12 protein-coding genes are annotated in these 14,901 nt (G+C 50.9%); 7 read left to right on the top strand and 5 right to left on the bottom strand.

What is annotated here, in order from left to right; all coding sequences use genetic code 11:
* Positions 1-4 precede the first annotated feature (4 nt).
* From H6624_07105 to H6624_07095, 3 genes are all read left to right on the top strand, one after another.
* Positions 5-2,284 carry a hypothetical protein gene (locus H6624_07105; protein MCB9084095.1) on the top strand — a complete coding sequence of 760 codons (2,280 nt, stop codon included), beginning with the start codon at positions 5-7 and terminating at the stop codon, positions 2,282-2,284.
* A 112-nt stretch (positions 2,285-2,396) separates the two neighbouring features.
* A complete protein-coding gene (gene selU, locus H6624_07100; protein MCB9084094.1) occupies positions 2,397-3,431 on the top strand; it encodes a tRNA 2-selenouridine(34) synthase MnmH in 1,035 nt (344 codons plus the stop codon).
* Positions 3,432-3,548: 117 nt separating this feature from the next.
* Complete coding sequence (locus H6624_07095; GenBank protein MCB9084093.1) at positions 3,549-4,658, top strand: Fic family protein; 1,110 nt, start codon at positions 3,549-3,551, stop codon at positions 4,656-4,658.
* A 17-nt stretch (positions 4,659-4,675) separates the two neighbouring features.
* Here the strand turns inward: H6624_07095 and fabG are convergent, their stop codons facing one another.
* Positions 4,676-5,425 carry a 3-oxoacyl-ACP reductase FabG gene (gene fabG, locus H6624_07090; GenBank protein MCB9084092.1) on the bottom strand — a complete coding sequence of 250 codons (750 nt, stop codon included), beginning with the start codon at positions 5,423-5,425 and terminating at the stop codon, positions 4,676-4,678.
* A 166-nt stretch (positions 5,426-5,591) separates the two neighbouring features.
* Here fabG and H6624_07085 point away from each other — a divergent pair, with 166 nt between their 5' ends.
* Together H6624_07085 and H6624_07080 are read left to right on the top strand one after the other, a co-directional pair.
* A complete protein-coding gene (locus H6624_07085; GenBank protein MCB9084091.1) occupies positions 5,592-6,590 on the top strand; it encodes a ketoacyl-ACP synthase III in 999 nt (332 codons plus the stop codon).
* A gap of 29 nt (positions 6,591-6,619) precedes the next feature.
* Entirely contained in the window at positions 6,620-8,113 is a 1,494-nt protein-coding gene (locus H6624_07080) for a long-chain fatty acid--CoA ligase (protein ID MCB9084090.1), read from the top strand.
* On the opposite strand, the gene H6624_07075 is transcribed toward H6624_07080, so the two are convergent.
* From H6624_07075 to H6624_07065, 3 genes are all read right to left on the bottom strand, one after another.
* Entirely contained in the window at positions 8,082-8,927 is an 846-nt protein-coding gene (locus H6624_07075; GenBank protein MCB9084089.1) for a hypothetical protein, read from the bottom strand. The genes H6624_07080 and H6624_07075 overlap by 32 nt on opposite strands.
* Before the next feature lie 3 nt (positions 8,928-8,930).
* Entirely contained in the window at positions 8,931-10,226 is a 1,296-nt protein-coding gene (locus H6624_07070) for a collagen-like protein (protein ID MCB9084088.1), read from the bottom strand.
* A 192-nt stretch (positions 10,227-10,418) separates the two neighbouring features.
* Complete coding sequence (locus H6624_07065) at positions 10,419-11,426, bottom strand: PHB depolymerase family esterase (protein MCB9084087.1); 1,008 nt, start codon at positions 11,424-11,426, stop codon at positions 10,419-10,421.
* A gap of 170 nt (positions 11,427-11,596) precedes the next feature.
* Here H6624_07065 and H6624_07060 point away from each other — a divergent pair, with 170 nt between their 5' ends.
* Positions 11,597-13,099 carry a sodium:solute symporter family protein gene (locus H6624_07060; protein ID MCB9084086.1) on the top strand — a complete coding sequence of 501 codons (1,503 nt, stop codon included), beginning with the start codon at positions 11,597-11,599 and terminating at the stop codon, positions 13,097-13,099.
* Between the two features lie 3 nt (positions 13,100-13,102).
* On the top strand, positions 13,103-13,447 hold the full coding sequence (locus tag H6624_07055; protein MCB9084085.1) for a hypothetical protein: 345 nt from the start codon (positions 13,103-13,105) through the stop codon (positions 13,445-13,447).
* A 9-nt stretch (positions 13,448-13,456) separates the two neighbouring features.
* Here the strand turns inward: H6624_07055 and H6624_07050 are convergent, their stop codons facing one another.
* Positions 13,457-14,794, bottom strand: a complete 1,338-nt coding sequence (locus H6624_07050; GenBank protein ID MCB9084084.1) for a GAF domain-containing sensor histidine kinase — start codon at positions 14,792-14,794, stop codon at positions 13,457-13,459.
* Positions 14,795-14,901: the final 107 nt, after the last annotated feature.

Here is a 14,901-nt window from a genome sequence, read left to right as displayed (position 1 = left end):
TGAATTGCGCAAACTGTCCGACTTACGTCTAGATCACTCTGACCGGTGGGTTGTTCTGCTGTCGGTGGTGGCCATTGTGAGTTCGGCCGCGCTCCTCTGGCAAGACGGTTGGTTGCGCAAGCTGGCCGGTTTTACCAGTGAAGAAGGCCAGTCAATGGGAGTTGTCGCCATAGCCGCTCAAGATGTCCGAAGGCGGATGAGTTCAAGTCTGGCATGGATACCGGTTGAGGCTGAAGAGGCTGTCTATGAAAACGATAGCATTTTTACCGGAGAAAACTCAGAGGCCATGATTCGACTCGATGAATTTGGTGAAATCTCTCTTTCGCCAAACAGTCTTGTCATTCTTCGCAAGAGTCAAAATGACTTGTTGTTTGATCTTCAGTTGGGCCGCTTTCGGGCTCAGTTAGCTCAGGGTAAATCACTACATTTGATGCAGGGGGGAGCTGTCGCCGTTGTCGAAGGCAAGGGATCCGACAATCTGGTGAATTTTCGTCGTGATCGTAATGGCAAACTGTCGGTGTCCCCACTTCAGGGTAAGGTCGATGTTCGTCTCAATGATCAAGGAAGCACGGCGACCCCACAGCAGTCTTTGGAAACCACTGGCAGAGATATGCGAGCCAAAAGCATTCCCATTGCCCTGCGCGCACCGGTTGGTGGTCGTCGCATCTGGCTGGACGAGGGTGGGGCCCTCAAGTTCGAGTGGGATGTGGTGCTGAGTCCAGGAGAAAACCAGCGGATTCAGATTTCAAAGAGTGAATCCTTTGAGCAGGCCGCGGTCATGGATGAAACCCCTTCGACAGCCTACTTGACTCGGGATTTGAAAGACGAAGGCGTCTACTACTGGAGAATTCAAGGCCAAAACCAGGGGCAATGGAATTCAGCCAGTACCGTGGGCGAGTTCACCCTGCTAAGAAAAGCGGCGCCCTTGCATGAGTATCCTTATGATGGACTTAGTTTGCAGACAGGAGGAAGAGCCGCAAAAGTTGAACTTCGCTGGCAGGAAAAGCGTGGAGTTGAGGGTTATCGGGTTCAGGTGGCAAGGGATGCGAGTTTTGCTGATGTGGTTCTCGATAAAACCACCGTTCACTCCAAACTGGCCGGAGTGGAATTGACCCCGGGACTCTTTCATTGGCGGGTCAAGGTCGAAGGAGCCTCTCCGATTAGCGATCGGTGGAGTCAGCCGACAATCTTTGGCGTGGACCGTAAGCCGGGTGCTCCCGAAATTGCACCCTTGGCGGAGAATCCAGGTCCAGAGGGTGGGACACCGGAAACCTTTGAGGATGATCTGAAAGCCGAGCAGGAGTTGGCGGGTCAAAACATGGAGAAGCCCCAGGAACCGGAAGTAAAACCGGAAACAACGGTAGCCCTGGCAAAGCCCGAGTTGGTCAGTGGCGAGGATGAAAGGCTGGAGTTGGATTTCCCCGAAGCGGATGATCGTTCGCCAGCTTCCATGGCAAATTTGAGCCCCACCAATGCTCCGAAAATGAAATGGAGTAAAGTGGAAGGGGCCGAAGTCTACGAAATTGAAATTGCCGAAAACAAAGAGTTTGCTGGCAAAAAAATATACTTGGGGAGCAAAAGTGACTTAGCTTTCTGGCGAGATGCCCTGGCTGGGGAATTTTTCTGGCGGGTTCGAGCCCGCAGTGGCGAAAGCGTTTCTGATTTCAGCGAGATTGGGCATTTTCTGATTGATCTACCGGCCCCGGTGGTCAAAAAAGAAACCACATTGAGTCCCTCTGATGGCGATGAGGTTCAACACCAGTGGGGATGGGACCCGCTTCCCCGTGCCCTTGGCTACGAAGTCGTGTTGGGCTCTGACGGGAGCCTGGAAGAGGGAGAGGTGCTCAAGGTTAAGGAAGCAAAATTAGATTACAAATTCCAGGAGGGATCGACTTACATCAAAGTGGCTGCTCTTGGAGTTGGAGACCGCAAGGTCAGTAGCTATTCGGGCGTGGGCCTGGTCAAAGTGGTCAAGCAGCTCAAGCTGAACTCTCCCAAGGTCGTTCGTCCTGAAAATGGCCTGACGATCATTAGCTTTGGTTCGGGTTCAAATCCGGTGGCCTTTGGCTGGTCGGAGGTGGACAAGGCACAGAGCTATCGGATTCAATTCTCCTCCAGTGCGGATTTTGCCGAGATCTCAGACGAGAAGGTCATTGAGCAGACCCAATTGGTTCTCAGCAGCGATGACTTTGATGGTGAGATATTCTGGAGACTGCGCTCCGAAGCCGGCAAGAACGTCTCTGCCTGGAGCGCCCCCCGCCATTTTAAAACCGAGAAAAAATAAGAAGCCTCCCTGTTGATTGATAAGTGGTGAAGGGATAAAAGGCCCAATCAAGGTCGTTTGGAAAGGGGCCATTTTGACTTCCAGTCTTTCAGCCGCCGAGGCGTATAAAATCTTGAGTCAGCGATTGCAACAGGCGTCACCCTGCCCGGCCATCGACGTGCGCTCTCAGGGGGAATTCGCCAAGGGCAGCTTTCCCCTGGTGGCGAATATTCCCATTCTCAACGATGAGCACCGACATCAGGTGGGTCTGTGCTACAAGCAAAAAGGGCAGCCTAAAGCGATAGAGTTGGGACATCAACTGGTTGAGCCCATCAAGGGTGGTCTTGCCAAATCTTGGCTGCAAGTGGCCGCCCAATGTGAAGAGCAAGCCCAGGAGTTGTTGGTTTTCTGTTGGCGGGGAGGATTGCGTTCCAAAATTGCCAGTCAATGGATGGCAGAGGCGGGTGCCCACCCCCTTCGAGTTGAGGGGGGATTTAAAGGTCTCCGGCGTCAGGCCCTAAGGGCCTTGGGGGACCTACCCCCGATGCTGGTTTTGGGTGGCATGACGGGTTCGGGTAAAACCCGCTTATTGGCAGAACTAAATAACAAACTTGATTTGGAAGGTTTGGCGCGACACCGTGGAAGTGCCTTTGGTCTCTTGCCGCGTGAATCTCAACCTTGCCAAATGGACTTTGAAAATCATTTGGCCTTGTCTTTGTCAGCGGCACAGGGGAAGGAACTGATCGTCGAAGATGAGAGTCGGCGAATTGGGCGAATCAGTCTCCCCAACGGTATGTACGAGCATATGGCTCGTTGTCCATTCGTCTTGTTGGAGGTCTCGGTTCGAGAAAGGGCGCATAATATCTTTATGGAATACATCTCCGCCCCTTTGGTATCAGGAGAGGAGTCCGAAGTCTTACGGGTTCACATGAAATCCTGCACCGAGAGAATTCGTCGTAAGCTTGGGGGAGTGAGGACAGATGAAGTCCTCACGCAAATCGACCGGGCCTTCTCCACCGGCGATGTGGAAGACCACCTACAGTGGATTGGGTTTTTGCTGGTAAACTACTATGATCCCCTTTACGGCCATTCCATGGAGCGCAAGGGGGCCAATCCCGTCTTTTCCGGTAACTATGAAGAATGTTTGGACTATTTTAAAATGCTCTGAAGACTCCAAAGGCTTTACAGGCTAGTTCTGACCCAATTCCCTTTACAATTGGGTCAATTTATGACCCAATTAAGAAGGAGTAATTGGGTCATAAATTGACCCATAAAAGGAGGTCAAATGGGTCATTATATATGGCAGAGAAAGGGGTGGCCCAACTTCACATTTGATTCTAACCAGCTGATTAACCTCCTTGCTCAGGCCAGACAAGCCCAAGGGCAGGTGATTGGCAAAGCGGATTTCATGGGGATTGAACAGCAGTCAAGTGTTCTGGTCGAAGAAGCCTTTACCACCTCCGCCATCGAAGGGGAGAAACTCAACAAGACGGATATTCGATCCTCAGTTGCCAGAAGACTTGGATTGTCTACGGCTGGAATGGCATTGCCACCACGCCATATCGATGGGTTGGTGGAGGCCTTACTGGATGCGACGACCAACTACAACAAGGAGCTCAATCAAACTCGTCTTTTTTCATGGCATGCGGGGCTCTTTCCTACCGGCTATTCTGGAATTCACAAAATCAAGGTGGGCAAATGGAGAGATCATAAGGAACCTATGCAAGTGATCTCGGGTCAGGCAGGTAAAGAGAAGGTTCATTACCAGGCCCCTCCCTCTGCCGAAGTGGGCAAGGAAATGAAGGCGTTTTTTAAGTGGTGGAAATCATCACAGGGGAAAGTGGATGGGATTCTTCGCGCAGGCATTGCTCATTTCTGGTTCGTTTCCATTCATCCATTTGATGATGGTAACGGGCGTTTAGCAAGAACCATCACCGATATGGCTCTCGCTCAAGATGAGCAAACGGGGCGCCGTCTTTACAGTCTTTCATCTCAGATCTTGCAGAACCGGAAACAGTACTATGACATTTTAGAAAAAAGCCAAAAAGGAGACTGTGACATCACCGCCTGGTTGGTTTGGTATCTGGATTTGTTTAAGAGGGCTCTCCATGCCTCCCAATCATCCATTGATTTGGCTGTTCAGGTGGCCAAGTTTTGGCAAGACCACTCTCAACTGGAGCTCAATGGCAGGCAGTTAAAGGTGGTGAAAAAACTCTTGGAAGCCGGCCCCCATGGTTTTGAAGGGGGACTGACCAACCGAAAATATGTGTCGATGACTAAAGTGAGTCGGGAAACAGCCAAACGAGATTTGGCAGATCTAGAGCAAAAAGGGTTTCTCAAGCGACGGCCAGGAAAGGGGCGGGCCGTCGCCTATGATCTCTTTTCCTATTGGTAGCTGATACCGAGGTCCGTTTAACAGACCAGTCCGCCATCGACGCTGATGGTGGTACCGTTGATGTAACCCGCTTCCTGGGTGGCCAGAAATAAACAGGCATTGGCAATATCATCCGGATCGCCCAGGCGACCGACGGGAATTTTTGCGGCGATGGAGTCGGTGACTTCTTGGGGCATGGCCTTCACCATCTTGGTAAGGGTAAAGCCAGGGGCCACCGCATTGACGGTAAAACCTTTGCGCGAAAACTCCCGAGCCCAAGTTTTGGTTAAACCAATCACTCCGGCTTTGGCGGCCACGTAATTGGTTTGGCCGAAGTTGCCATACAGGGCCACGACACTGGCCATGTTGATAATTCGTTTGTCAGTTGAGGACTCGTTGAAGCGGGGCATGGCCGCCTTGGTCACATTGTAGAGGCCAGTGAGGTTGGTGCGAATGACGGCATCAAACTCCTCGTCTGACATTTTGCTGAATGACTTGTCGCGTGTGATGCCCGCGTTGTTAATCAAAATATGAATGTCGGAGGTCAGTGCTGTGGCAGCGGTCTGACAGCTCGGACGATCGCCCACATCCACTTGTTGCAGGTGAAGACGATCCTTGTACTGGCTCAGCTCCTTTTCGGCTTGTGCGAGAGCCTCGGATGAATAATCCCATACAGTGACAATGCCACCGGCCTGCAAAAACAGTCGGGTGATGTGAAAGCCAATTCCCTGTGCTCCGCCGGTGACCAATGCATGACGACCAGCGAAATCAAACTTCAAATTCATGATGCAACTCCTTTTGCCCGTTGTGAGGGCGATTAATGCTCTATTTATGTGTCACAGGATCGGCTGCGTCATCCAGCGAATTTTCGCAAAAATGACTTGCGCAGGGCATTGGGCTGATGCTTGATTGGAGATCCTTGAAATCAGCATGACGGCCACCGAGGGGGATTTGATGGCTCAAGCAGCAATTTTGGGTACCGGGATTTACGCTCCAGAGAATGTTGTTCCCAACTCAGTTTACAACGAAAAGTACGGCATGGATGTGGACTCCTTTTTGCGGGAAAACCGCAACATCTACCAACGTCATCTGATGAGTGAAGATCAGGCCACCAGTGACCTGATTCTGCCTGCGGCCGAAAGGGCTATGCAGACGGCAGGAATCACCTCCGAGGATTTGGATCTCATTATTGTTTCGACAGACACCCCCGACTATGTGTCGCCATCGACGGCCAGTGTTCTGCAATATCGGCTGCAGGCGAAAAACGCCGGATGTTTTGATCTCAACACCGCCTGTGCGGGATTTGTGACAGCTTTAGATGTGGGCACCAAGTATATTCAGTCCGACAACCGCTACCGTCATATCCTGGTGGTTGGGGCCTACGGCATGAGCAAGTATCTGGACTGGGATGACTTTAAGATTGCCACTTTGTTCGCCGATGGGGCGGGTGCGGTAGTACTTAAAGCGGTTGAAGATCAGCCGGGTGTGATGAGCACCGTTCTCTATAGCGACGGTCAGTACCATGATTACATGGGAATCTATGCGGGAGGCACCCGCACTCCGATCAGTGATGAGGCCATCGCCAGCAAGATGCACAAACTGCAGTTCACCAAAAAGATTCCCTTGGAAACCAATCCCACTCACTGGCCGCGCATGGCTCACACGTTGTTGGATCGGATTCAGCGTCCACTGAGCGATGTGAAACACTTCTTTTTCACCCAAATCAACATCGGCAGTATTCGGCAAACCATGGAAACCTTAGGTGTGTCTCAGGAACTCGCTCACAATATCATGGATCGATATGGATACACTGGAAGTGCCTGCATTCCCATGGCCCTGGCGGATGCCGCCGAACAACATAAACTTAAGAAGGGCGACTTGGTTCTTCTTTTGAGTTCGGGTGGCGGCATGACCATGGCCGCCACGGCGCTGGAGTGGGCTTACGACACATGAGACACCGGGCGCAGGACGAAATGGAAAAAATTGAGATCGACTGGCTCAATCGCTGGAACCGCTACGCTCCTGATCGGGTGGTGGTCAAGGTGGCTGAGACCGGTGCAGAGTACACCTATCGCCACATGTGGGAACATTCGCAAAAAATCGCCAGGGCTTTGAGCCGCGAACAGAACATTGGTGAAGGTGACCGCGTGGCCTTGGTGGCCACCAACAAGGTGGAAACCTTATTTCTGTTTTTTGCCTTACAACGTCTTGGTGCCATTCTTGTTCCGGTGAATTTTCGTCTTACCGCCCGTGAAGTGAGCCACATCGTCAATGATAGTGGTGCCAAAGTTCTGATTATGGATGAAGCCTTCTCTGGTTTGGCCAAAGAGTTGGAGTTGAGTCAGGAAATCAGCATCTGTAGCTACCAAAGCCTGATCACCAGTTGGCAAGATGAGCCCTTGCCCGAGAAACCATTGATGATGGCCGGAAATTTTGAATCGCCAGTGATGATTCTTTACACCTCGGGGACCACGGGGTTTCCCAAGGGCGCCATCATCACTCACAAAATGATTTTCTGGAATTCCGTGAACACCAGTTTGCGTCTTAGCCTTACTGATCAGGATGTGAGCTTGGTGTTTTTGCCTTTTTTCCACACCGGTGGTTGGAATGTGCTTACCACTCCTTTGATACACAAAGGTGGCAAACTGATTTTTCTTTCCAAGTTCGAGGCCGATCAGGTGCTGAGTGTTTGTCAGGAGGACAAAGTATCGATTCTATTTGGAGTACCCACCACCATGGAGATGATGGCGCGTTCAAGTAGTTTTGAGTCCGTCGACTTGTCTTCTATTCGTTACGCCATCGTTGGTGGTGAACCCATGCCTATTGAAGCCATTCACAAGTGGCAGGCCAAGGGAATCCCCATTCGCCAGGGATATGGTTTGACCGAGTATGGACCCAATGTTTTTTCCCTCAATGAGGAGCACAGTGAATCCAAAATTGGCTCAATTGGTTTCGCCAACTTTTATGTAGAAACCAAAGTGGTGGACGAGGAGAATCGGTCAGTTCTCGCTGGGGAAATTGGTGAACTCTGTTTGCGTGGACCAGCCTGCACCCCCGGATATTGGAACAACCCTGAGGCGACAGCTCAGACCATTCGCGATGGATGGCTCCACACCGGAGATCTGGTGCGTTTTGATGAAGAGGGCTTTCATTACGTCGTTGGACGAAAAAAAGATATGTACATCAGTGGCGGTGAAAACGTTTATCCAGTTGAAGTGGAAAAGTTCATTCGCTCACTTGATGGAGTTTTGGAAGCAGCGGTGATTGGTGTCGCCGACGACCAGTGGGGCGAAGTGGGCAAAGCCTTTGTTGTTATGCAACCAGGGGAGAGCCACACTGCAGACGAGCTTCGCAGTCGTTGTCTTGCCGGCTTGGCAAAATTTAAAGTGCCCAAGTACTTTCAGTTTTCCAGTGAGTTACCTAAAGGCGACACCGGGAAAATACTTAAACGGGCTCTCGATTCCACGCCGATTTAAGAAAGTCGCCTATGATTTGCATGCCTTCGGAGTGTGGTGGCGACATAAAATCACAACCGGGTTTTCCTCCCGGCCAGGCATGGCCCATGTCTTTGACCAAGTGAGAAGTGAAAAAGAGTTGCCCTTGGTGAATTAATTGCTCACACCAACTGAAGTCTGTTTCGGTGAGTTTTTCGTCAAAGCCGTTTTTGCCCCACACCTGTAACCACTGGGATTTGAGTTCAGCCAAGTGACTTGCGTGAACAACCGAGTCCTTCTCTCCGTGAATGACCAATGTTGGTGGCAGGGTCTGTTGGTTGGGTAGATCGATTTTTTGCACTGGTCCCGACTGCATAGCCTGAAGACCTTCTTCCGCCGAACGAGCACAGGCAAAGGCCGGTCCTGCAATCAGCACCACACACTTAAAAAGTTGGGGGCTATTGAACACCAGGTTGGTGGCCATGGCCGATCCGGCGGAAATACCCACCAGGGCCGAAGCCTCCCGCGAGAGCTTCAGTTGAAAGAGTGTGTCGGTGATGAGTTGGCGCAGGAGAACAGTTTCGCCAACCCCATTAGTCTTTTGGTTTTCCGGCAAGAACCAATTCCACCCCATCCATTCATTGGCCTGTCGATCCTGTTGGGGGCAAAGCAGAGCTCCCCCCATGGGAAGAACCAAATCTGCCAAGTTTGTGTCATCGGCCATGCGTGCCGAATCCATAAAACAGCCGTGTAGGGCGGTGAGCAAAAACTGTGGGGCTTGATTTTCTGGGAGCCAAAGGCGAAATGGTCTTTGTCCCCACTCATTGGTTTGGGTTTGAAGCTTAGGACTGGTCATGGATTAGTACTTCAGGCGATAGGGTCCGGTAAAAACGTCCTCTTGGCTCAATTCAGGTGTGCTGCCGGTCACCACTAGTCGATAAGGGGGTGGGCAGGCGTACTTGTTGAGCTGACAAGAGCGATCCACCCATTGGCTTGTCCAGGCTTGCTGCAGGCTTATGGTTGCGCGAAGTTTAGTGCCCTTTGTGACTTTGACTTGCATCCAGTCGACTATGTCCTTGCTTTTGGTTTCCAGCTTGGTCCACTTCCTGGCTCGTGGAGTTTTGACCTCAACCGTGAGATCAAAGTTATCGAAGTGCTCATCGTGTTTGTAGGGTAGGACCAAACCAATAAAGGGATTAAAAGCGTTAGGAACCCAAACACTGGTTGGGATTTCATAACGTTGTGATCCTGGAGCCCAGGCGGCCTCACCAAGAATGGTCATCCCTTGATTGAAAAAGTAAGCAGCCGAGTTGGCGAGTAGAGTGAGAGAGACCACCTGGTCCACAGGAGCGGTGAACTCATAGCTGTCGGTTTCCCAACCTGTATCTTTGGCTTCCATGCGGCCGTCGACCAAAAAGGAGGTGTCGTTGTTTTCCATTTTCTTGGCAAAGTCTTCGCTGTAGTACTCCACCAAATCATAGCGCCGTGTGGGTCCGGCTTCAGTCCAATTCACTTCGATAGATCGACAGACGGAAGGGTCCCCCGAGTCAGGGATACAGTGGATGTCTTTGGTGACCAGCCATTGACCAAGATCATTCTTTTTGAGTCCGTGGGGGCCAACAGGACCGAGGGGTCCGTTGGGTCCCAATGGGCCCAGAGGGCCGGCAGGTCCAAGAATTCCCCATAGACCCATGGGACGCAGGTGGGAAATGAACTCAGTGTTCAAACCACTGCCGCGAAAGTACTGATCGGCCCACAATTGAGAATTAAGAATTCCAGTGGAGCCTAAGGGGCCTTTTTCCGTTAGGGGCCCCTGATTGGCTTTGGCAATGATGGCCAAGAACCCCCAGCCCTGGGCAATATCGTAATGCTTGGTCACATTCCAAATATTTTGTCCCACCGGTCCGTGTTGAGAGATCACTCCGTAGGGGCCAATTGGGCCATAGTATCCCAAACAACTCATGGGTTTTAGATAGTCATCGGCATTAAGAACATCGTTGGACCAGGAGGGAGACAGCTGAGGCTCGATACCTGAGATTTGGCGCCTCAGCTCTTCAACCGTTTGAGCTGAGGAAAAGACTCTTTCGGCCGAGGCCTTGGTTCCAAGATGTAAACCAATGAAAAGGGCAAATAGAGAAAGGACCAATCGACGCATAAAAAAACCTCCCGGTATGGGAGGTTCTAATGGGTCTTGGGTGTCCGGTCGAGGCTCTGTCGCCCCTCGTGGATTCTTTACAAGGTGGCAGGTTCCGAAAATGCGTCTTGATGCGATAAAAAAAGAGGGAAACAAGTCCCTCTTTTTTTATCGCATCAAGACGCATTTTCAGAACCTGGCACCTGAGGGTACCTAGAAGAAGAAATCTACAATCTCTTTGCTCACATTGACACCCCGAGGGTCCATATAGGGGGCCACAGGTGAACCACCACTCCAGCCATGACCCATACCTTCCACCCAAATCTTCTGCATATAGGGGCGTTTTTTGTGGAAGTAGGTTTCCACCCGGGCAGGGTACTTGGAGGCTTCATTAGGAATGCGGGTTTCCTGAATAGAGGTCTTAAATGAGTTGTTGTCCCTGCCGTCGTCAATAAAGTCATTTACCTGGATGAATTGGTCGATCACTCGATCTGAGTTGACTGTATTGACAAAGGGATCTTTGGTTCCGTGGATGGTCATCACTTTGAGTGGGGCCTGCCGGTTAGGGGAGCATTTGAAAGCAGTTTCACCCGTTTCATTCACATCCCGTGAAGAACCGGTCTTAAGAACATCGTGGGCCTCCTGTTCATTGGTGGCCGCCATGTATTCCAATCCGCTGTGGATGGCCGCACCGCTAAACAAATCGGAGTAGCAGGCCAGCAGATTGGACGCCATTCCTGCGCCGGCCGACAAGCCGGTCACAAAAACGCGACTGGCGGGGATATTTTTTTCGTTCATGATCTCTCTGGTCATTCCCGAGAGGATTGATAACTCTCCTGTGTCCCTTTGTAGGTTCTCCATTTCAAACCAGTTCCAGCATTTCCATGGGTTGGCAGCATAGGTCTGTTCGGGATAGAGGATATAAAGGCCCTTTTCCTCAGCAAGTGCGTTAAATCCCGTGCCATCGGCCATTTGCTGACCAGTTTGAAAACAACCATGAAGAACTACGACCAAACCTGCCTGACTGCGGTCGGGAGGGGTGCTGGGGCTAAATAGCAAATAGTCCCTGCTACCGGCAGCATTGTTAAAGCTTCCCTTGGCTAAACCCGCCGTAGAGGTGAGCGGAGAAGGCCACCAAAAGGCCGAGGATTGCATCAGTGCGTTTGCCGGAGAATTAAGACCAAAAAACATCAAAACCAAAGCGAGAATCTTAGACGTCATTTACGTACCCCCCCTTAAAAAGAGCGCCCATTTTCAGAGGTAAAATGGCCGAAGTCAAACTCCGCTGCCATGTTCTAGCTGCAACGTTGCGGGCACAAAAAGCGGTTGAAAAACAGAGGGAAACTGGTACCAATTCAGAAGGATTTTAGAGGGAAAAATAGGGGGGTATTGTGGACAAAATGACGTTCGCTTGGTTGGCGTTTTCAGCCTATATGCTGATAACAATTTGGTTAGCTTTGCGGGGGATGAAAAAGACCACATCCTTTGCCAGCTTTGCTTTGGGTAAGGGGGATATGGGTCCCTTGTTGGTGGGGTTGACTCTTTCCGCCTCCATTGCCAGTACGGCAACATTTGTCATCAATCCTGGTTTTGTCTATCAGCATGGACTGAGTGCTTTCCTGCATTTCGCAGTGGCCTCTCCCTTGGGCGTTATTCTCGCCCTCATTATTTTTTCTCGTGGGTTTCGCAAGTACGGGAAGAAGTCTTCGGCCCTCACCCTACCTCAATGGATCAAGGAGAGATACAAGAGCCCGGCGATGGGAGCCTACTTTGCGGTCTTAAACCTATTGCTATCCATTACCTTCGTGGTTTTGATCGTCAAAGGTTCGGCCCTGGTCATGCAGCACACTTTGGGGATAGGGTATTTGCCGTCTCTCTTTATAATTGTCGGCTTTGTATTTTCCTACATCTTTTTGGGTGGCACCTACGCGCACGCCTACACCAATGCTTTTCAGGGTTTTATTATGATTGGTGTGGCCCTTCTTTTGGTGGCATCAGGGTATGAGTATTTTGGTGGCGGCTTGTCGGATATGATGAATCGGCTGGCAGCTATAGATGCCAATTTGGTTAAGCCCATGAATCCGGCCAGTCCACTGTTTTCCAACGTTTGGGAAGTATTGATTTGCAGCTTCATCATTAGCATGGGTTTGGTTTGTCAGCCTCACATTTTGATGAAGGCTCTTTATTTGAGGAGCGACTCTGATGTAAATCGGTATTTGACGGTGGGAACTATAGTGAATTTGATTTTTGCAATGATTCTCACGGTTGGTTTCTTTGCTCGCCTTCGTTTTGGTGAACCCATTTCACAAGATGCGGTGATGGCCGTCTATATTTCAAAAAGCTTTGGCCCAATATTAGGAGTACTCATCAGTGTGGCCCTGTTGGCAGCCGGAATGAGCACCTTGGATGGTATTCTTGTAGGAGCCTCAACCATTGCCGCTAATGATCTGTTTTTAGAATATGCCGGACGGCACTCCCTAAAAGGAGCCTCGGTTGAGGAGAAGCAGCAGTGGGCTCTCAAAGTTAGTCGCTATGTCTTGGTGGCCATGGGTGTGATTTCACTCGTCGTGGCCCTCAACCCACCACGCCTCGTGGGCATCTTTGCTCAAGTCGGAATTTACGGATTGACGGCGGCCTCGCTGGTTCCCATTGCAGCCGGGATTTTCTTGCGTGAGATTTCCTCCCGGGTGGTGTTTGCCGCCGCAATCGTTGGTCCCTTGGTTCACTTTGGCTTTTATTTCTATCAGGTTCATTTGACCTCTCAGGTGTTTAATCCTGCTGTCTCTGCGTCGATTGGGATTGGTTGTTCAGTTGTTGTCTTGGTAGCTGGAAACTGGCTGCCGCAATTGGCAGGAGGGAAGGCTCCCCAAAGGGCGCGGGCCTTGCGAGGTTAATTTGTGAATTTTCGTCTTAAAGGTGGCGGGGCCCTGGGCTCCGCCCTGATCTTGATTTTTGGCTGGAGTATTTCCGCCGCTGGCTGGGCTGATGAGATGGAATCAGTGGTCGTGATCGGTGGGGCGGAGGCTTTTGACTCTTACAGATGTCCGGTCTTGACGACGGATCTCATTGAAAGGGCCAAGACGCAGAGTCTCGAAGAGGCGCGCAGGGCCTGCTTTTCCGACGAGGTCTACCCACTGCGCAGCTGGGAAGTGACCAGCACTTGTGAAAAGACTGAGTGCTGTTTTGGCGATATCACTTTCACTTTGAGGGTTTTGGCTGAAAGTGAATTCCTCTGTAAGTAAAGACAAGAACTAGGCGGCAGCCTGTTTGTGGTCTTTGGATCTCAGCCAGATAGTCATTTCAGTTCCAGACTTTGTTTCAACGTTCTGCTTCCAGGAACAGATGCCGAGTTCACCACCGAACTTTTTCAGGTAGTGACGGACCTGGATGATACCATAGCCCGTTCCCGACTCACTGAAGGTTCCTTCTTCACTTTGAATCCGAGTTTGGGAGTTGAGAAGGTCGCTGATTTTTTCGGGTGACATGCCGTCACCATAATCACGAACGACAAGCCCGATCATATCTTCGTTCTGCACCTGTTTGATTTCTAAGGTTGCATACTGGGGTGAGAACTTGATGGCGTTGGAGAGAATGTTGCAGACGACGGAGTGGAGGAGGGTCAGAGGTTCACCCAGCACCTGGGTTTCCCGACAGACAGAAGGGTCGATGACCACTTCAAGTCCTTTCATCCTCGCCTTGTCACCCAAGACAAAAAGGGCCTTGTCGAGAATGTCTGCCAGGTGCAAGGGCTGTTGAAAGGAGTGCTGGTCCTCAGCCTGTTTTTGCCCCCAGTCTGTGAAAAGACAGAAGGCTCTAGTTTGTTGCAGCATATTTTTGATCATATCGGCAGCAGTCTGGGCTTTGCCAATAAATCTCATGTCTCCGCGACGATGAATCAATTCACAGGTGGCGGTGATAACATTGACTGAGTTGGCAATGTCGTGGCAAATTCCGCGCAACAAAGCTTTTTGGTTTTCCAACACATCTTGTAGGTCCTGAGTTCGGGTTTTGACCCTCTCTTCCAAAATCTTGTTTTGCTTTTCCAGGGACGACAAAAGTCTGTTGCGCTCCCTGAGGGCATAGGTATTGCCGAGCAAGTCGGCCAGGACTCCCGTCAAATAGGTTTCAGCCTCGGTCCACTCCCGGGGTGCACCCGAATGTTCCAGGCCCAACACGCCAACAATTTCTGGACCGCAGTGGATCATGGAGTAGATGATGGCGCCAACTTGATTGGGCTGAAAGTAAGAGCGGTAGATCTCTGATTGGCCAAATAGTTGAGCCACATCACTGACCACGAGAGATCGACTCTGTAAAAGTTGGCTCAAAACGGGCTGGGCCAGGCCGAGGGGCAGAAACTCTTCCTGGCATCCCACTTGGGGAATTTGGCAGTTGCCACAGACGCGTTTGAGAACCCGGAGATCTGTATCAATCGTCCACACTCTGGCCCGCAACACTCCAAGCGTGGTGGAGGTACTGGCGCAGAGCTTGGCCGCAAAGGCATCAAAGTCTCCGCTGTAGAACTCAACAGACAAAGAGAGCTGTTGAAACAGATCAAAATGTGAACCCGAATCTGGTGTCGATGAAGGCATGATGTTTATGTATCGATCATTTCGCGCGGCGACTGGAGAATAAACATATTTATTTTATTTATCTTGATCCGAGTCACACTAGAAGGATTTTGTTTGAGGACTAAAGA

This window comes from Pseudobdellovibrionaceae bacterium (assembly GCA_020635075.1).
GTDB lineage: Bacteria > Bdellovibrionota > Bdellovibrionia > Bdellovibrionales > UBA1609 > JADZEO01.
Note: the sequence above shows the minus strand (reverse complement) of the source record. Positions and strands in the feature narration are given on the sequence as shown.

Excerpts from the sequence above, each read along its gene's own strand:
- H6624_07095 (MCB9084093.1), top strand. The coding sequence starts at position 3,549 with ATGGGTCATTATATATGGCAGAGAAAGGGGTGGCCCAACTTCACATTT.
- H6624_07085 (MCB9084091.1), top strand. The coding sequence starts at position 5,592 with ATGGCTCAAGCAGCAATTTTGGGTACCGGGATTTACGCTCCAGAGAAT.
- H6624_07075 (MCB9084089.1), bottom strand. The coding sequence starts at position 8,927 with ATGACCAGTCCTAAGCTTCAAACCCAAACCAATGAGTGGGGACAAAGA.
- H6624_07070 (MCB9084088.1), bottom strand. The coding sequence starts at position 10,226 with ATGCGTCGATTGGTCCTTTCTCTATTTGCCCTTTTCATTGGTTTACAT.
- H6624_07065 (MCB9084087.1), bottom strand. The coding sequence starts at position 11,426 with ATGACGTCTAAGATTCTCGCTTTGGTTTTGATGTTTTTTGGTCTTAAT.
- H6624_07050 (MCB9084084.1), bottom strand. The coding sequence starts at position 14,794 with ATGCCTTCATCGACACCAGATTCGGGTTCACATTTTGATCTGTTTCAA.